Source organism: Bradyrhizobium sp. KZN70725 (assembly GCF_055264925.1).
The window spans coordinates 80,389-97,117 of sequence record NZ_JBUYWT010000022.1 but is presented as its reverse complement, the minus strand read 5'-3'; the positions used below and the strand labels follow the sequence as shown (position 1 = coordinate 97,117).

The 16,729-nt window shown below is 65.2% G+C and carries 14 protein-coding genes; 7 read left to right on the top strand and 7 right to left on the bottom strand.

Going from position 1 to position 16,729, the window contains the following annotated elements; genetic code table 11:
- Nucleotides 1-108: 108 nt before the first annotated feature.
- The 4 genes from ACZBJS_RS21795 to ACZBJS_RS21780 form a co-directional block, all read right to left on the bottom strand.
- Nucleotides 109-3,261, bottom strand: a complete 3,153-nt coding sequence (locus ACZBJS_RS21795) for an efflux RND transporter permease subunit (protein ID WP_057021104.1) — start codon at nucleotides 3,259-3,261, stop codon at nucleotides 109-111.
- A 13-nt stretch (nucleotides 3,262-3,274) separates the two neighbouring features.
- Nucleotides 3,275-4,192 carry an efflux RND transporter periplasmic adaptor subunit gene (locus ACZBJS_RS21790; protein WP_028335192.1) on the bottom strand — a complete coding sequence of 306 codons (918 nt, stop codon included), beginning with the start codon at nucleotides 4,190-4,192 and terminating at the stop codon, nucleotides 3,275-3,277.
- 249 nt (nucleotides 4,193-4,441) lie between these two features.
- On the bottom strand, nucleotides 4,442-5,092 hold the full coding sequence (locus ACZBJS_RS21785; RefSeq protein ID WP_316395456.1) for an OmpA family protein: 651 nt from the start codon (nucleotides 5,090-5,092) through the stop codon (nucleotides 4,442-4,444).
- 139 nt (nucleotides 5,093-5,231) lie between these two features.
- Nucleotides 5,232-6,791 carry a caspase family protein gene (locus tag ACZBJS_RS21780; RefSeq protein ID WP_316395457.1) on the bottom strand — a complete coding sequence of 520 codons (1,560 nt, stop codon included), beginning with the start codon at nucleotides 6,789-6,791 and terminating at the stop codon, nucleotides 5,232-5,234.
- A gap of 387 nt (nucleotides 6,792-7,178) precedes the next feature.
- On the opposite strand from ACZBJS_RS21780, the gene ACZBJS_RS21775 reads away from it, so the two are divergent.
- Together ACZBJS_RS21775 and ACZBJS_RS21770 are read left to right on the top strand one after the other, a co-directional pair.
- On the top strand, nucleotides 7,179-7,985 hold the full coding sequence (locus tag ACZBJS_RS21775) for an N-acyl homoserine lactonase family protein (RefSeq protein WP_016843242.1): 807 nt from the start codon (nucleotides 7,179-7,181) through the stop codon (nucleotides 7,983-7,985).
- Nucleotides 7,939-8,940 carry an NAD(P)-dependent oxidoreductase gene (locus tag ACZBJS_RS21770; RefSeq protein ID WP_274612942.1) on the top strand — a complete coding sequence of 334 codons (1,002 nt, stop codon included), beginning with the start codon at nucleotides 7,939-7,941 and terminating at the stop codon, nucleotides 8,938-8,940. The genes ACZBJS_RS21775 and ACZBJS_RS21770 overlap by 47 nt, the downstream gene beginning before the upstream one ends.
- Before the next feature lie 263 nt (nucleotides 8,941-9,203).
- On the opposite strand, the gene ACZBJS_RS21765 is transcribed toward ACZBJS_RS21770, so the two are convergent.
- Nucleotides 9,204-9,764, bottom strand: a complete 561-nt coding sequence (locus ACZBJS_RS21765) for a MarR family winged helix-turn-helix transcriptional regulator (RefSeq protein WP_375167041.1) — start codon at nucleotides 9,762-9,764, stop codon at nucleotides 9,204-9,206.
- A 169-nt stretch (nucleotides 9,765-9,933) separates the two neighbouring features.
- Here ACZBJS_RS21765 and ACZBJS_RS21760 point away from each other — a divergent pair, with 169 nt between their 5' ends.
- The 5 genes from ACZBJS_RS21760 (at nucleotide 9,934) to fahA (ending at nucleotide 15,731) form a co-directional block, all read left to right on the top strand.
- Entirely contained in the window at nucleotides 9,934-11,562 is a 1,629-nt protein-coding gene (locus ACZBJS_RS21760; RefSeq protein ID WP_316395458.1) for an FAD-dependent oxidoreductase, read from the top strand.
- A gap of 9 nt (nucleotides 11,563-11,571) precedes the next feature.
- The gene (locus tag ACZBJS_RS21755) at nucleotides 11,572-11,799 is read left to right on the top strand and encodes a DUF2783 domain-containing protein (protein ID WP_225643236.1); all 228 of its coding nucleotides are present in this window, start codon (nucleotides 11,572-11,574) and stop codon (nucleotides 11,797-11,799) included.
- Nucleotides 11,800-12,030: 231 nt separating this feature from the next.
- Nucleotides 12,031-12,984: an MBL fold metallo-hydrolase gene (locus tag ACZBJS_RS21750; RefSeq protein WP_168859354.1), complete on the top strand. Its 954-nt coding sequence runs from the start codon at nucleotides 12,031-12,033 to the stop codon at nucleotides 12,982-12,984.
- A 2-nt stretch (nucleotides 12,985-12,986) separates the two neighbouring features.
- Nucleotides 12,987-14,333, top strand: coding sequence for a homogentisate 1,2-dioxygenase (gene hmgA / locus ACZBJS_RS21745; RefSeq protein WP_057021113.1), 1,347 nt, complete (start codon nucleotides 12,987-12,989; stop codon nucleotides 14,331-14,333).
- A gap of 126 nt (nucleotides 14,334-14,459) precedes the next feature.
- Nucleotides 14,460-15,731 carry a fumarylacetoacetase gene (gene fahA, locus ACZBJS_RS21740; protein ID WP_316395459.1) on the top strand — a complete coding sequence of 424 codons (1,272 nt, stop codon included), beginning with the start codon at nucleotides 14,460-14,462 and terminating at the stop codon, nucleotides 15,729-15,731.
- Nucleotides 15,732-15,830: 99 nt separating this feature from the next.
- On the opposite strand, the gene ACZBJS_RS21735 is transcribed toward fahA, so the two are convergent.
- Both ACZBJS_RS21735 and ACZBJS_RS21730 read right to left on the bottom strand, forming a co-directional pair.
- Complete coding sequence (locus ACZBJS_RS21735; protein ID WP_253605318.1) at nucleotides 15,831-16,142, bottom strand: DUF1272 domain-containing protein; 312 nt, start codon at nucleotides 16,140-16,142, stop codon at nucleotides 15,831-15,833.
- Between the two features lie 81 nt (nucleotides 16,143-16,223).
- The gene (locus tag ACZBJS_RS21730) at nucleotides 16,224-16,700 is read right to left on the bottom strand and encodes an Lrp/AsnC family transcriptional regulator (RefSeq protein ID WP_050384067.1); all 477 of its coding nucleotides are present in this window, start codon (nucleotides 16,698-16,700) and stop codon (nucleotides 16,224-16,226) included.
- Between the last annotated feature and the right edge of the window lie 29 nt (nucleotides 16,701-16,729).

Below are 16,729 nucleotides of genomic sequence, written 5' to 3'. Positions count from 1 at the left end.
CCGTGTCGGATTCCGGCCGCCGTCGGCTCCTTTGCATGGGGTTGTTTTCGATATTTTGGAGTACGTCATCTCGTACGGGTCGCACCGCTGGCGAGGCGCGGCCTCAGCTCATTCCGCGGCGGGCGAGATCATGTTCGGCGGGCCGGGCGGGCGCTTGGTGTCGTCGGACTGGTGCTCGTTCGGGGTCAGCTCGTGGTCGGCATGCGAGACCACGAGCCGCTTGCCGAAGCGCCAGATCAGGCCGCCGACATCATCCATCACCATGAACATCGCCGGCACGAACACCAGCGACAGCGCGGTCGAGAAGATCAGGCCGCCGATCACTGCGAGCGCCATCGGCGAGCGGAATTCGCCGCCGGCGCCGAACGCAAGCGCTGACGGCATCATGCCGGCGGCCATCGCGATCGTGGTCATCACGATCGGGCGGGCGCGCTTCATGCCGGCGTCGATCATGGCTTCCTCGCGCGCCTTGCCGTCGCGGATCGCCTCCACCGCGAACTCCACCAGCATGATGGCGTTCTTGGTGACGATGCCCATCAGCATCAGGATGCCGATCCACACCGGCGTGGTGAGCTGCTTGCCGGTCAACAGCAGTGCGCCGATCGCGCCGCCGATCGAGAGCGGCAGCGAGAACAGGATGGTGATCGGCTGCAGGAAGGTGCCGAACAGCAGCACCAGCACGGCATAGACCATCATCAGGCCGGCGGTGATCGCGGTGGCGAAACCGTCGGACAGCTCGGCGAGGCTCTCGGCGTCGCCGGACGGGCTGACCCGCACGCCCTTCGGCAGGGTCTTCATGACCGGCAGGTCGTAGATCAGCTTGGTGGCGTCGCCGAGCGCGGCATTGCCGACAAGGTCGGCGGCGACGGTGGCCTGCCGCTCGCGGTCGTAGCGGTTGATGCTGGTCGGGCCCTGGTCGAGCTGGATGTCGGCGACGACGGAGAGCGGCACGCCGCCGCGCTCGCCCCGCTGGCCGAGCGGCACCCGCAGCTGCTCCAGCATCTGCAGGTCGCTGCGCGCATTGTCCTCGAGCTGGACGCGGATCGGCACCTGGCGGTCGCCGGCGTCGAACTTCGCCAGCGCCGGGCCGACGTCGCCGATGGTGGCGACGCGAATGGTCTGCGACAGGCTTTCGGTCGAGACGCCGAGCCGGGCCGCGAGCTCGGCGCGCGGGCGGATGCGCAGCTCGGGCCGGTCGAGCGCGGTCTCCGAGATCACGTTGGCGATGATCGGAATCCGCTTCATCTGCGTCGCGAGTTCGCTGGCCACGTTGTTGACGATGTTGCTGTCGGTACCGGTGACGACCAGCGAGATCGCGCGCAGGCCGTTCTCGTCGAGGAACCAGAACCTGATATCCGGGACGTTATCGAGCTCCTTGCCGATCGACAGTTCGAGCTCACGCTGGGTGATCTTGCGGTCGGCCTTCGGCGTGTAGTTGATGATCAGCGCGGCGCGGCGCACCTCCTGCAGGCCCGGCGGCACCCGGCCGCCATCGACGAACACGCTTCGTACCTCGGGCCGCTTGCGCAGCCGCGCCACGATCTCCTCGGTGACCTTCTCGGTGTAGGCAAGCTGCGAGCCGGGCGGCAGCTCCATCGCGAGCAGCGAGCGCGCGGTGTCCTGCGCCGGCAGGAAGCCCTGCGGCAGCAGCGTGATGCTCCAGATCGACGCGGCGAAGATCGCAAAGCCGATCAGCACGGTGACGAAGTAATGCTTCACCGACCAGGTGACGAGGCTGTGATAGCCGCGCAGGATCGGGCCGGGCGGCGGATCGTCGTGGTCATGATGCTTGAGGAAATAGGCGGCCAGCATCGGCGTAACGAAGCGCGCGGCGAGCAGCGAGAAGAACACCTGCACCGACACGGTGATGCCGAACTGCTTGAAGAACTGCCCGGCAATGCCTGACATGAAGCTCGCCGGCGCGAAGATCGCGATGATGGTGAGCGAGATCGCGATCACCGCAAGGCCGATCTCGTCGGCCGCTTCGAGGGCGGCACGATAGGGCGTCTTGCCCATCCGCATGTGGCGGACGATGTTCTCGATCTCGACGATGGCATCGTCGACCAGGATGCCGGTCGACAGCGTGATGGCGAGGAAGGAGACGAGGTTGAGCGAGAAGCCGAGCAGATCCATCGCCCAGAATGCCGGGAAGATCGACAGCGGCAGCGAGACCGCCGCGATGATCGTGGCGCGCATGTCGCGCAGGAACAGCAGCACGATGATCACGGCGAGGATCGCGCCCTCGAACAGGGTCGAGATCGCGGCCTCGTAATTGCCCTTGGTGAACTCGACCGAGGTGTCGATCAGCTTCAGGTCGACATCGGGATAGGCCACCTTCAGCGCGTCGATCCGCTTCTGCACCGCGGCCGCGACGACGACGTCGCTGGCGCCCTTGGAGCGCTTGATGCCGAGCGCGACAACCGGCTCGCCGTTGAAGCGGGCGAAGGTGCGCCGGTCGGCGATGGTGTCGGTGACGGTGCCGAGATCGTCGAGCCGGATCTCGCCGCCGCCGAACAGCGGGATCATGGTGCCGGCGAGCTCGTTCAGCGTCTTGGCGCCGGCCAGCGTGCGGATCGCCTGGTCGTTCTTGCCGATCTCGGCGCGGCCGCCGGCGACGTCGACATTGGTGCCGCGCAGGATCTGGCTGACATTGACCGCGGTGAGCCCCACCGCCTGGAGCTTGTCGGGATCGAGCGAGACCAGGATCTCGCGCTCGACACCGCCGATGCGCTCGACCTGGGCGACGCCGCGCACGCCCTGCAGGGCGCGCTTGACCACGTCGTCGACGAAATAGGACAGCTGCTCCGGCGTCTTGCCGGGCGAGATCGCAGCATAGGTCACGATCGGCAGGCCGATCACGTCGACGCGCTGGATCAACGGCTCGGTGACATTCTGCGGCAGATTGGCGCGCACGCGCGTCACCGCATCCTTGACGTCGTTGAGCGCGCGGTCGGTGTTGGTCTCCAGCGCGAACTGGATCGTGGTCACCGACAGGCCGTCGGTGATCGAGGAGGAGATGTGGCGCACGCCCTCGACGCCGGAGACGCCGTCCTCGATGGTCTTGGTGACCTGCGATTCAAGTTCCGACGGCGCGGCGCCGAATTGCGAGACCGCGACCGAGATCACCGGAATGTCGGCGCTCGGCAGCCGCGTCACCGCAAGCTTGGTGAAGGAGACCCAGCCCAGCACGAGCAGGATGATCGAGAAGACGATCGAGGGAAGCGGGTTCCGGATCGACCATGCCGAGATGTTCAAAGCCATTAGCGTGCCCGAATTACCGTGATCGTGTGCGATCGAGTTCGTCGGCGAACATGGTCTTGATCTGGTCGCCGTCATGCAGCGAGGTGCCAGCGTCGGCCACGACGATTTCGCCGACGTCGAGGCCTTCAAGGATTTCGGTCGAGGTGTCGGAGGTCAGCCCGACGCGCACCCTGCGGGTCTCGACGGTGTTGCCCTTCACGACCTGCAGGGTCAGGCGGTCGATCGCGGTACGCGGCACCGCGACGCCGCAGGAGCGCTTGGCGTCGATATTGGCACGCGCGAACATGCCGACCTTCAGCGTCGGATTGTTGTTGATGGTGATGCGGACGTGCCCGAGCTGGGTGGTGCGGTCGATCTGCGGCGAGATTTGGCGGACCTTGCCGACCATGTCGGGCGCATCGTCGCGGCTGATCCGCACATTGGCGCCGGGATTGAGCTTCAGGAGCTGGAAGCCCGGCACCTCGGCGTCGAGTTCGATCTCGTTGTTGATCGAGATCTTGAACATCGGAGGCGCCTGCGGCGAGGCCGGCGCGCCGGGCGCGGTGCGCACTTCGGTGACGAGGCCGGCCGCCGGCGCCCGCAGCACAAGCGGCTTGGCATTGGCCTGTGCGGCCTGCTGCGGCGGCGGGGTCAGCCGCGCCAGTTCCTGGTTCTCGGTGACGGTGTCGCCCTCGCGGACCAGCACGTCGGTGACCTTGGAGCCGTCCTGGTCGACATTCACCTGCGCCTCGCGGCGCGGCACGATGAAGCCGGTGACGCGGACCATGTCGGAGAAGCAGGCATTGGTCGACTTCGTCACCACGACCAGCGCCTGGCCCGGCGTCTCCTTCTCCTCCGGATGGGAGCGGTGCTCGAACGCGTAATAGGCGATCGCGAGGGCGAGGAAGAACACCGTGCCGAGCGCAGGCTTGAGGTATTGGGAAAAATTCATCGCCTGATCAATCCAGAGCTTGGCGCGTCATCGGTGTTGGTCGAAGTCTCATCACGCTCGCTATCGTATTGCCTGGGCATTCGGAAGGCCGGTGCCATTGTTCCGGATCATGCCCTAACGTCATGTGAGGCGGGTCACCTGTTATGCCACATTGGGGCTCGGCCCAAACAGCATTGGCCCTAAAGCAAATGCGCCCCGCCGGGGTGCGGGACGCATTGTAGCCTCAAAAAGGGGCCACGCCACCGCCCATCACTTGGCGGCGGTGGCCTTGTTTTCCATGTTCACGACCTGCACGCGCCGGTTCACCTCCGCCATCGGGTGGCTCGGGTCCTTCAGCTTGCTCTTGCCATAGCCGACGGTGACGAGATCGGTGCCGTTGATGCCGTATTTGTCGACGAGATAGCGCTTGATGGCGTCGGCACGGCGTTCCGAGAGGCCCTGATTGTAGTCCTCACCGCCGGCGGCGTCGGTGTGGCCGGCGACCACGAAGGTTAAGCCCTTCAGGTCCTGATTGGTCAAGGCGCGGCCGAGCGCCTGCACCGACGGCAGCGACTTGGCGCTGATATCGGCGGAGTTGTAGTCGAAGTTGATCTCGAGATCGATCTTGGGCTTGTCCTGGACGATGGTCGCGATTTCCTCGCGTTCCGCCGAGGACAGCGAGCGGGTGGCGCGGCCACGGACGCTCTGCACGAATTTGGCCTGGTCGGCATTCAGCTCCGGCGAGGTGGTCTGCGGGCCGGCCGAAAGGCCGCGGGTCAGCGGCTTCTTGTCGGGCGTCAGCGCCTTGATGATCTGGTCTTCGGTGACGTCGCCGGCATGGGCGACGGCCATGCCGAACGACAGCGCGGCGCCAACGGTCATGATTGAAACGATCGCGGCCTTTGCCGACGGCTTGAACATTTCGGTCCCTCCTGCGCAAGCTGGCGCGGTTCCAACGACTATTCAGATTGATTGCCGGCATCGCTGCCCGGCTCGCACCCTCTGATTAGTCGCTCAATTCCGTCAGCGGTTCGCGCCGCGGGCAGACCTTCGTCCATTGTCACTGCACGCCGTAGTCGGCGAATTCCTTGACGATGTTCGGGTCCATCGCCTTGGCGTTGGCGATGTCGAGATCGCCCTCCGCGACCGCGCCGTTGCGCTGCTTGGCGAGCCCGCGCCCGTATAGCGACGAGGTCAGCCGCGGGTTGATCTTCAGCGCGGCGTCGAAATCGGCGATCGCGTTCTTGTTCTGCCCGCCCTTCAGGTTCATCAGCCCGCGGCTGTCGAGCGCATCGACGAAGTTCGGGCGCAGCCGCAGCGCCTCGTTGCAGTCCTTCAGCGCCGCCTGCAGGTCGCCGATCACGGTGCGGACCCAGCAGCGGTTGTTATAGGCCTCGACATCCTTCGGGTTCAGTCGCAGCGAATTGGTGAAGTCCTTCACCGCGAGGTCGTAGGCCCCCTTGCTGGCATAGACCTGGCCGCGGCGATACAGCGCCGCTGCGTCGTCGGGATTCTTGTCCAGCTTTTCGCTCAGGCCCTTGATCGTCGGATCATCGGCGAGCACAGGCGAATTGCTCGGCGCCGGCGTGGGCTGGATCACCACCGGCGGCGGAGCCGCGGGCGGCGGCAGGGCGATCTCGGGCGCCTTGGGCTGGGGTGGCGGTGCAGTCGGCGCTGCCGCAATCGGAGGCGTCGGCGGCGCCGGTGATGGTGTCGGCGCTGTTGCCGCTGGTGGCGTCGGGGTCGCCGCGGGCGGTGTCGGCGTTGCTGCGGGCGGAGCCGGCGGAGGCGCGACTGGCGGTGCCGCTGCCACTTCCGGTGACGGCGACGCGGCGGTTGCCGGCGCGGCGTTCGACGGCCCGGCCGTGCCGGCCGAAATGAACGAGAAATCCTCGGCCAGTGACGACGAGATCCACGGCACCTGTTCCTGCCGCGAGGCGCGGGTGACGCCGACGCGGGTGCGGTTCAGCGTTTCCTCGGCCATCAGGTCGGGGGTGCGGATCTCCTTCAGGAGTTCCCGCACGAACAGGCTGTGGTCGCTGCCATTGTCGGAGACGACAGACGACAGCGCGGCCGAATACATCACCAATGTACCGTTCGGGGCGATCACCGGGGCGAGCCCTGCCGAAAAGCTGCGGAAGCGCCGCTCGAACGGGTTGCGCCGCGAGGCGTCGATCAAGGCGATCTTCACACCGGCGCCACGGCTGTTGATTTCCCCGAGCACGGTCTCGAGGCTGAAGCCGTCGCGCCGAACGTCGGCCTCGGCCCAGATCTGCGCATCGATCGGGATCATGTAGCTCTGCCGGTTCGACTGGATACCGTAACCGGAGAAGAAGATCAGGGCGACCGAGCCCGGCTTGATCTTGCCGTAGAGCCGGTCGAAGGCGCGACGCATGCCGTCGCCGGTCAGGTTCTCGCCGACCTCGACGGTGAAGCCGTCGCGCTTGAGCTCGTCGGCGACGTCACGGGCGTCGTTGACCGGCTCCTTCAGCGGTGCGTCGGCGTCGGGATATTTGGCGTTGCCGATGACCAGCGCGAAACGGTCGCCGGCGGCAAAGGACAAAGTGGGCGCCGCGATTGAAAAAATCAGCGTGGCGAGCAAGGCAAGGCGGATTTTCATAATCGCAGCAAATCCAGATCGCGGCATTCCAGTGAAACGGCGCCGCTTCCAGCCTGCGCCTCGGGAACCTTACTCTAGCGAAAATCCATTATCAAACCACGGCCAAACCCCGTCAACGGCTTGCGGCAGCATCGTTTATCGCGGTGATGCCAGCCAGACCGCAGTGCAGCAGCATGCGGTCATGGCGGCCATCCTCATCCGGCACGGTGCTGGTTCCTGCGGGCCGATAACGTGCCTGCACTCACGAAGGCTGTCGCCACCCTGTCATGCGCTCGTCGCACGCCGCGCGGTTTGACCTTTGCGCGAGGCGATGGCTTTGTGTTCGGGACGGCAGGCTATTCAAAGACAAGCCGTTCAAAACAGGCCTTGCAAACAAGAGCGAAACCGATGGGAAACGCCTACGAGATCTACGCCCTGCGCTATGCGACGATGTCGCCGCGCACGCCCCACCTCAACTTCCTGGTGCCCGATCCGCACGATACCACCGCGCAGGACCTGGATTATTTCGTCTGGCTGATCCGTGGCCATGGCCGCGACATCCTGGTCGACACCGGCTTCAACGCCGAGGAGGCTAAGGCGCGCGCCCGCAAGCTGACGCTCAACCCGGTCGACGCGCTGGCCGGCTTCGGCGTCAGTGCCGATAGCATCAAGGATGTCGTCGTCACTCACCTGCATTACGACCACGCCGGCAATCTCGATCGCTTCCCGAACGCCAAATTCCATCTGCAGGAACGCGAGATGAGCTACGCGACCGGCCGCTGCATGTGCAACGGCATGCTGCGCCATCCGTTCTCCATCGAGCACGTCACGCAGATGGTGCGCCACGTCTATGGCGAGCGCGTCACCTTCCACTCCGGCGACGGCGAGATCGCACCCGGCGTCACCGTGCATCGCGTCGGCGGCCATTCCGACGGCCTGCAAGTGGTGCGCATCGAGACCGCGCGCGGCCCGGTCGTGCTGGCGTCGGACGCCGCGCATTATTATGCGAACCTGCACAAGCGCAGCCCGTTCCCGATCGTCTACAATGTCGGCGACATGGCGCAGGGCTGGGAGACCGTCGAGCGGCTCGCCGGTCATCCGGACCGCTTCATTCCCGGTCACGATCCGATCGTCAGCGAGATCTATCCGCGCGCCAGCGACAAGGTCGATGCGTTCGCGCTGCATCTGGCGCCGTCGCGATCGTTCGCGAAATAGCCTCGCCGATTGGGCGAGGCTCGTCTGCAACACGTCAAGAAACGTCAAAAGAAGCGATATGACTGACACCAAGACGACTGACACCAAGACTCTCGGGTTCATCGGCCTCGGCGTGATGGGTGAGCCGATTTGCCGCAACCTGGTCAAGAAGAGCGGCAAGCGCGTTGTCGTGTTCGACCTCTCGGCCGAACCGCTGCAGCGGTTGCGCGCCGACGGTGCCGAGGTTGCCGCGTCGGTCGCCGACGTCATCAAGCAGAGCGATGTGCTGTTCCTCTGCTTGCCGAGCGCCAGGCACGTGCGCGCGGTGTTCGAAGGCGACGGCATCTTGAAGAACACGAGAAGCGGCCAGATCGTGGTCGATCTCGGCACGTCTTCAGTCAGCCAGACCCGCGATTTCGCCGCGCAGTTGCAGGCCAAGGGCGCGGCGTGGGTCGACGCACCGATCGCGCGCACGCGGCAGGCGGCGCAGGACGGCACGCTCAGCGTGATGGTCGGCGCGGTGCCCGCGCTTTATGCCGCGATCGAGCCCTTGATCCGCTGCTTCGCCACCGATGTCACCAATTGCGGTGACGTCGGCGCCGGGCAGGTGACCAAGATCCTCAACAACATGGTGCTGTTCGAGACCGTGAACGCGCTGGCCGAGGCTGTCGCGGTGGCGAAGCATAACGGCGTCGATCCGAAGCTGCTGCTGGAAACCTTGTCGAAGGGCTCGGCCGACAGCTTTGCGCTGCGCAACCATGGCATGAAGGCGATCGTGCCCGGCGTGTTTCCCGAGCGCGCATTCTCGACCGAATATGCGCTGAAGGATCTGTCCTACGCGCTGGAGCTCGCCGCCGATGCGGGCATCAAGATCCGCGGCGCGGAGCTGATCGGCACGGTGCTTCAGGAAGCGATCGACAAGGGATCGAAGGACAATTATTTTCCGGTGATCGCGACACATATCGACAGGGCGTAACGGCACCGTCATTGCGAGGAGCGTAGCGACGAAGCAATCCATCGTCCCGCATGCTCGGATGCATGGATTGCTTCGCTTCGCTCGCAATGACGGTGGAAGGAGCCGCACAAGATTCCATCACCGTCACCCCCGCGCAAAGGCTTCGCCTTTGTCGCTGGAGGAGCGCGCTCTTGCGCGCGTCTCGAAGGGTCGACGGCCACCAGCCGGGCCGTGCATCCTTCGAGACGCGCTGCGCGCTCCTCAGGATGACGGGTTGAGTGAGCCTAATACACGTCCTTGGCGTCGGCCTCTTCGCTGGTCTGCACCAGTTCGAGGCTGTTCTCGACCTTGCCGAGCAAGCGGCCGAGGTCGCGGCGTTCCTGTGCGGAGAGGCAGGACAAGATCTCCTGTTCCTTGCGCAGCAGGCGCGGGATCAGTTCCTCGTAGAGCGCCTGGCCCGTTTTGGTCAGTCGCAGGCGGAATTCCCGGCGGTCGTCGGCGTTCTCGACGCGCTCGACGATCTCGCGCTCCATCAGCGCCGACACCGCGCGGCTGATGGTGGATTTATGGGTGCGCGTGCAGTGCGCGATGTACTGCGCGCTGCAGGGATCGCTGCGGAAGCCGAGCGTTGCGAGCACGCGCCACTCCGGAATGTCGAGGCCGTAGCGCGCCTGATATTCGCTCGACAGCGCCGAGGACACCTCGGCCGCCAGCCGGTTCAGGCGGAACGGCATGAAATGGAAGAGATCGAGGCGCTTCTTGGTCGGCGCGATAGTGTCGCGCAGCTCCGCTTCCACGGCACTGCGCGGCCGGGCTGGAGGCTGGCTTGCAGAGGTCCGTGCCAAAAATCCCTCCAATTTGAGTTGACGGCAGCCCCGACTGGGGGTTTAAGATAGTTGCAAGTGAGACTAATTTAGCAAGGTCGCGGCCGGCTCGCAAGGTCCCGGTCGCACGCCGGTCACACAGAACCGCAGCCAGAGGCCGCGGCGCAAGGGAAACATCCAGGGTCACGCAATGGCATACGCCAACACGGCACAGGCCAAAACCCAGTTCGGCTATCGCCGTCATCCCGACCAGGAGCGCTCGGGCGCCAATGTCGCGGAGCATCCCGTCGTCGTGGTCGGCGCCGGGCCGGTGGGATTGTCGCTCGCGATCGATCTCGCGCAGCGCGGCCAGCGCGTGGTGCTGCTCGACGATGCCGACCGGATCGGCGAAGGCTCGCGCGCGATCTGCTTCTCGAAGCGCTCGCTTGAGTTCTGGGATCGCCTCGGCGTCGGCGACCGCATGGTCGAGAAAGGCGTGGTGTGGAGCGTCGGCAAGATCTTCCACGGCGCCTCGCAGCTCTACCAGTTCAATTTGCTTCCCGAGGAAGGCCACAAGCGGCCCGCCTTCATCAACCTGCAGCAGTTCTACGCCGAGGCCTATCTGGTCGACCGGGTCGGGCAACTGCCTGAAATCGACCTACGCTGGCGCAACAAGGTGATCGCGCTGGAGAGCCGCAACGATGGCGTTGCGCTGACCATCGCAACCCCTGACGGCTCCTACCAGGTGCACGCGACCTTCGTGGTCGCCTGCGATGGTGCTCGTTCCTCGCTGCGGCAGATGGTCGGCGCGGAGTTCGCGGGCCAGGTGTTCGAGGACCAGTTCCTGATCGCCGACGTCAAGATGACGGCGGCGTTCCCGACCGAGCGCTGGTTCTGGTTCGATCCGCCGTTCCATGCCGGACGCTCGGCGCTGCTGCACAAGCAGCCGGACGACATCTGGCGGATCGATCTGCAGCTCAACCCGGATGCCGATCCGGTGGCCGAGAAGCAGCCCGAGAATGTCCGGCCGCGGATCGAGCGCATGCTCGGCCATGACAAGTTCGAGTTCGAATGGATCTCGCTCTACAAGTTCCAGTGTCGCCGGATGGCCAAGTTCATCCACGGCCGGGTGATCTTTGCCGGGGATTCCGCCCATCAGGTCTCGCCGTTCGGCGCGCGCGGCGCCAATTCCGGGCTCGAGGACGCCGAGAATTTGGCGTGGAAGCTCGACCGCGTGCTGCGCCGGCTGTCGCCGGAGGGCTTGCTGGAGAGCTATCACATCGAGCGCAGCGCGGCTGCGGACGAGAACATCCGCGAGTCGACCCGCTCGACCGACTTCATGGCGCCGGTGACACGGCAGGAGGCGCGGCTGCGCCAGGCGGTGCTGTCGCTCGCCAAGGATACCGAGTTCGGCAAGCGCATGGTCAATGGCGGGCGGCTGTCGGTGCCGTCGGTCTACGATACGCCGCTGTCGAGCGGCGATCGCGATGATTGGCGCGGCGGCCCGCGGCCCGGCGCCTCGATGCCGGATGCTCCGGTGACGGAGCAGGGCGGAGGTTCCACCTATCTGACCGATGTTTTCATCAGACAGGGAACGCGCTTCACGCTGCTGGAGTTTGGCAATGGCGCGGCTGCCGATGTGCCCGATGGCGTCGGCAGCATCCGAGTCGGCGGCGAGGATGGGCTGGTCGACGCGCAGGGCCTTGCCGGCAAGCGCTACGATGCCGAGCCCGGCACCGCCTATCTGCTGCGGCCGGACGGCTATGTCGCGGCACGCTTCCGCAACGCGGCGCGGCCGGTACTTGATGCGGCGCTGGCGCGCGCAGCCGGCCTGAACTGAGGAGCAGTCATGGCGCTGTCGACCGGTTCGAATTTCGCAAAGCCCGACGACGCCTTCCGCGCCATCGTCGAGGCCCATCGCGGCCTCACCGAGGCGCAGAGCGCCGATCTCGATGCTGCGCTGGTTCTGGTGCTCGCCAACCATATCGGTGATCTCGACGTGCTGCGCGAGGCGATCGCGCTGGCGAAGCGGCGGATGCTGGACGCCAGCCAGCAGCAACAACAGCAACAGCAATAGTTACGAGCTGAATCAGGATGGATCTTTATCAAGTCGCGCAGCAGCCTCCGCCTCACCTCGCCCCGCTTGCGGGGAGAGGTCGGAACGCATCGTCAGATGCGTTCCGGGTGAGGGGGAGCTTCCGCAGACACATCTGTCGCCGTGTATGCGGAGACAGCCCCTCACCCCAACCCTCTCCCCGTAAGAACGGGGAGAGGGGGCGAATGCTCTTGAACGGACAGGATTGAACTGATGGCCAAAGGTTTCGCATCGACCACGGATCTCTCGGAGAAGAAGGTCACCTTCTCCGAGATCGGCACCGATCTCTATGCCTTCACTGCCGAGGGCGATCCCAACACCGCCGTGATCGTCGGCGACGACGGCTGCCTGGTGTTCGACGCGCAGGCGACGCCGGCGATGGCCAACAAGGTGATCGAGCGGGTCAAGACCGTCACCGACAAGCCGATCAAATATGTCGTGCTGTCGCACTATCATGCGGTGCGCGTGCTCGGCGCCTCCGCCTATCACGCGCAAGGCATCGTCGCCTCGCAGGAGACCTATCGCCTGATCGAGGAGCGCGGCCAGCAGGATTGGGATTCCGAATATGGCCGCTTCCCGCGCCTGTTCCAGGATGCGGCAAGCATTCCCGGCCTGACCTGGCCGACGCTGACCTTCGAAGGCGAGATGTCGATCTATCTCGGCAAGCGCGAGGTGCGGCTGATGCAGCTCGGCGCCGGCCATACCTCGGGCGACATCGTCGCCTGGGTGCCGGATGCCGAGGTGATGTTCTCCGGCGATCTGATCGAATATCACTCGGCGTGCTATTGCGGCGATGCGCATTTGCGCGAATGGCCGACGACCTTGAACGAGATCCGCGCCTTCAATCCGAAGGCGATCGCGCCGGGCCGTGGCGATGCGCTGAAGGGCCTCGCCACCGGGCGCGATGCGATCGCGATGACCCGCGATTTCGTCACCACGCTCTACGGCGCGGCCGAATCATCCGTCGCCAAGGGCCGCAGCCTGAAGGAATCGATGGCGGCAACGCGCGAGGTGATGGATCCGAAGTTCTCGAGCTTTGCGATCTACGAGCACTGCCTGCCGTTCAACGTTTCGCGCGCCTATGACGAGGCGTCGGGGATCGACGATCCCGTGATCTGGACCGACAAGCGCGACCAGGAAATGTGGGCCGCCCTGCAAGGAGGATAGCGATGAACATCAATACCTCGCCTGATCAGATCGTCCGCAGCTCAGGGCAAGTCACCCCGGGCTACATGTCCGGCTTCGGCAACAGCTTTGAGACCGAGGCCTTGCCCGGCGCGCTGCCGATGGGGCGCAATTCGCCGCAGCGCTGCGCCTATGGGCTTTATGCCGAGCAATTGTCCGGCTCGCCGTTCACGGCGCCACGCGGCACCAACGAGCGCTCGTGGCTCTATCGCATCCGCCCGTCGGTGCGGCACTCCGGCCGCTTCGCCAAGGCAGATAGCGGGCTGTGGCGCACCGCGCCGTGCCACGAATACGACATGCCGATCGCACAGTTGCGCTGGGACCCCGCGCCGATCCCGAAGGAGGACATGACCTTCCTGCAGGGCGTGCAGACCATGACCACGGCGGGTGATGCCAACACCCAGGCCGGCATGGCCGCACACATCTATCTCATCACCAAATCGATGGTCGATCAGCATTTCTACAATGCCGATGGCGAGATGATGTTCGTGCTGCAGCAGGGCAATCTGCGTTTCGTCACCGAGTTCGGCCGGATCGACGCCGAGCCGGGCGAGATCGTGGTGATCCCGCGCGGCGTCAAATTCCGCGTCGAAATTCCCGGCGGCCCGGCGCGCGGCTATCTCTGCGAGAATTACGGCGGCGCGTTCACGCTGCCGGAGCGCGGCCCGATCGGCGCCAACTGCCTCGCCAATTCACGCGACTTCCTGACGCCGGTCGCGAGCTACGAGGACAAGGACACCCCGACCGAGCTCTACGTCAAATGGGGCGGCTCGCTGTTCAAGACCACGCTGCCGCATTCGCCGATCGACGTGGTCGCCTGGCACGGCAATTACGCGCCCTACAAATACGATCTGCGTACCTTCTCGCCGGTCGGCGCGATCGCCTTCGATCATCCCGATCCCTCGATCTTCACGGTGCTGACCTCGCCGTCGGAGACCGCGGGCACCGCGAATATCGACTTCGTGATCTTCCCGGAGCGCTGGATGGTGGCCGACAACACCTTCCGTCCGCCGTGGTACCACATGAACATCATGTCGGAGTTCATGGGGCTGATCTACGGCGTCTACGACGCCAAGCCGCAGGGCTTTGTGCCGGGCGGCATCAGTTTGCACAATTGCATGTTGCCGCACGGTCCCGACCGCGAAGCCTTCGAGCACGCCAGCAACAGCGAGCTGAAGCCGGTCAAGCTGACCGGCACGATGGCCTTCATGTTCGAGACCCGGTTCCCGCAGCGCGTGACCGAACATGCGGCGAAATCGTCGACGCTGCAGGACGATTACTCGGATTGCTGGAAGGGCTTGGAGAAGAAGTTCGACCCGAACAAGCCGTGAGTTTGTGTCCCTCGTCATCGCCGGGCTTGACCCGGCGATCCATCGCGCTTTCCGAAGATGGATGCCCGGGTCAAGCCCGGGCATGACGACTTTCTGAGCATGACGACTTTCTGATTGGAGGAATCAGTGACCCACCCCAACGACCCAAAGCTCCGCTCCTTCATCGACGTCGCCCCGACCTCCGACTTCCCGATCCAGAACCTGCCCTATGGTGTGTTCTCGTCGAAGGATGGCCTTGCGCCGCGCGTCGGTGTTGCGATCGGCGATTATGTGCTCGACCTGTGGGAGCTCGAGCAGGACTCGCGGCTCGATGTCGGGCTGCTCGGCGTGTTCTCGCAGCCGTCGCTCAACGCCTTCATGGCGCTCGGGCCGAAAGTGTGGTCGGCGACGCGGGCGCGGATCAGCGAGCTGCTCCGCTCGGATCATCCGGAGCTGCGCGACAACAGGGAATTGCGGGCGCGGGCGCTGGTGCCGATGGCCGACGTCAGGCTGCACATGCCGTTTGCGGTTTCGGGCTATACCGATTTCTATTCGTCGAAGGAGCACGCCACCAATGTCGGCGTCATGTTCCGCGGCAAGGACAATGCGCTGCAGCCGAACTGGCTGCATATGCCGATCGGCTACAACGGCCGCGCCTCGACGGTGGTCGTGTCGGGCAGCAAAGTGCGCCGCCCCCGCGGCCAGCTGAAGCCGCCGACCGCTGAGGTGCCGAGCTTCGGCGCCTGCAAGCGGCTCGACTTCGAGCTCGAGATGGGCGTGGTGGTCGGCCGGGCCTCGCCGATGGGCGAGATGCTGACGGAGAAGCAGGCCGAGGAGATGATCTTCGGCTTCGTCATCCTCAACGACTGGAGCGCGCGCGACATCCAGCAGTGGGAGTATGTGCCGCTCGGCCCGTTCCAGGCCAAGGCGTTCGCGACCTCGATCAGCCCGTGGGTGGTGACGCGCGAGGCGCTCGAGCCGTTCCGCATGCAGGGCCCGGCGCAGCAGCCGGAGCCGCTGGCGTATCTCAAGCAGACCCAGCCGAACAATTACGACATGCAGCTCGACGTCGCGCTGCGCGCCGGTGCAATGAACGAGGCGAAGACAATCTGCAGCACCAACTTCAAATACATGTACTGGTCGTCGGTGCAGCAGCTCGTGCACCATGCCTCGAGCGGCTGCGCGATGAATGTCGGCGATCTCCTCGGCAGCGGCACGATCTCCGGCCCCGAGAAGCACCAGCGCGGCAGTCTCCTGGAAATCAGCTGGAACGGCACCGAGCCGGTCGAACTTGCCAGCGGCGTGACGCGGTCGTTCCTGGAGGACGGCGATTCGCTCGTGATGCGCGGCTGGTGCCAGGGCGACGGCTATCGCGTCGGCTTCGGCGAGGTCGAAGGCACGATCGTCGCGACGGAGTAGGTCGCGCTGTCATTCCGGGGCGATGCGTAGCATCGAGCCCGGAATCTCGAGATTCCGGGTATGGTCCTTCGGACCATCCCGGAATGACGGGTGGGCCAGCTACCGTTCCTCGGGCCTGACATCCCTCAAGCGCGCCGTATTCGCGGCGACGTCCTCGAGGCTGTACTTCAAATGCACCCGCTTGTCCGACGGCGGCTGGTTGACCGTGCAGACACCCGGCCGCCACGGCTTGGCCGGGCGGATCGGCCGCGGCGCAAAGCCGCCGCCGCAGTTCGGGCAGACATTGCCGAGCCTGGTCTCGGCGCAATCCGCACAGAACGTGCATTCATAGGAGCAAATCCGCGCGTCGATGGCGCTGGGTGGCAGGTCCTTGTCGCAATATTCGCAGTTCGGTCGCAGCTGCAGCGCCATGGTTCGTCTCTCTTGCCGTTGTCGGAATGATCGCAAGCCAAGCCGCAAAAGCGAATGGCGGATTTCCCTCGATTCGAGCCATCACGCCTGTAGCGACTTCAGCGGCAGCCTGGTGCTCTCCTTTAGCCGGTCGAGCACGATCGAGGAGCGCACATGGGCCACGCTCTGGTGCGGCATCAGCACGTTGTTGACGATGTCGGACAGGCTCTTGAGGTCGCGCAACATCACCTTGAGCACGTAGTCGGCATCCCCGGTCAGCGCATAGGCCTCCTGGATATCATCGACCCGGTTGACCAGCTCGCGAAACCGCTTGGCGTTGTCGGGCGAGTGGGTCGCCAGCGTGATGTGGATGAAGGCGATCAGGCCGAAGCCGAGCGCCTCGCCGGCGAGGTCGGCGTGGTAGCCGGCGATGACCTTCTCCTCCTCCAGCCGCATCCGCCGCCGCGAACATTGCGATGCCGACAGCCCGACGAGGTCGGCCAGCTGCTGGTTGGTCAGCCGGCCGTCGTCCTGCAGGGCGGCGAGCATTTTCAGGTCGAAGGCGTCCACTTCAGGCATGCGTCAAATGTCCATTTCGTGCACGGATC

Excerpts from the sequence above, each read along its gene's own strand:
- ACZBJS_RS21795 (WP_057021104.1), bottom strand. The coding sequence starts at position 3,261 with ATGGCTTTGAACATCTCGGCATGGTCGATCCGGAACCCGCTTCCCTCG.
- ACZBJS_RS21790 (WP_028335192.1), bottom strand. The coding sequence starts at position 4,192 with ATGAATTTTTCCCAATACCTCAAGCCTGCGCTCGGCACGGTGTTCTTC.
- ACZBJS_RS21785 (WP_316395456.1), bottom strand. The coding sequence starts at position 5,092 with ATGTTCAAGCCGTCGGCAAAGGCCGCGATCGTTTCAATCATGACCGTT.
- ACZBJS_RS21780 (WP_316395457.1), bottom strand. The coding sequence starts at position 6,791 with ATGAAAATCCGCCTTGCCTTGCTCGCCACGCTGATTTTTTCAATCGCG.
- ACZBJS_RS21775 (WP_016843242.1), top strand. The coding sequence starts at position 7,179 with ATGGGAAACGCCTACGAGATCTACGCCCTGCGCTATGCGACGATGTCG.
- ACZBJS_RS21770 (WP_274612942.1), top strand. The coding sequence starts at position 7,939 with ATGCGTTCGCGCTGCATCTGGCGCCGTCGCGATCGTTCGCGAAATAGC.
- ACZBJS_RS21760 (WP_316395458.1), top strand. The coding sequence starts at position 9,934 with ATGGCATACGCCAACACGGCACAGGCCAAAACCCAGTTCGGCTATCGC.
- ACZBJS_RS21755 (WP_225643236.1), top strand. The coding sequence starts at position 11,572 with ATGGCGCTGTCGACCGGTTCGAATTTCGCAAAGCCCGACGACGCCTTC.
- ACZBJS_RS21750 (WP_168859354.1), top strand. The coding sequence starts at position 12,031 with ATGGCCAAAGGTTTCGCATCGACCACGGATCTCTCGGAGAAGAAGGTC.
- hmgA (WP_057021113.1), top strand. The coding sequence starts at position 12,987 with ATGAACATCAATACCTCGCCTGATCAGATCGTCCGCAGCTCAGGGCAA.
- ACZBJS_RS21735 (WP_253605318.1), bottom strand. The coding sequence starts at position 16,142 with ATGGCGCTGCAGCTGCGACCGAACTGCGAATATTGCGACAAGGACCTG.
- ACZBJS_RS21730 (WP_050384067.1), bottom strand. The coding sequence starts at position 16,700 with ATGCCTGAAGTGGACGCCTTCGACCTGAAAATGCTCGCCGCCCTGCAG.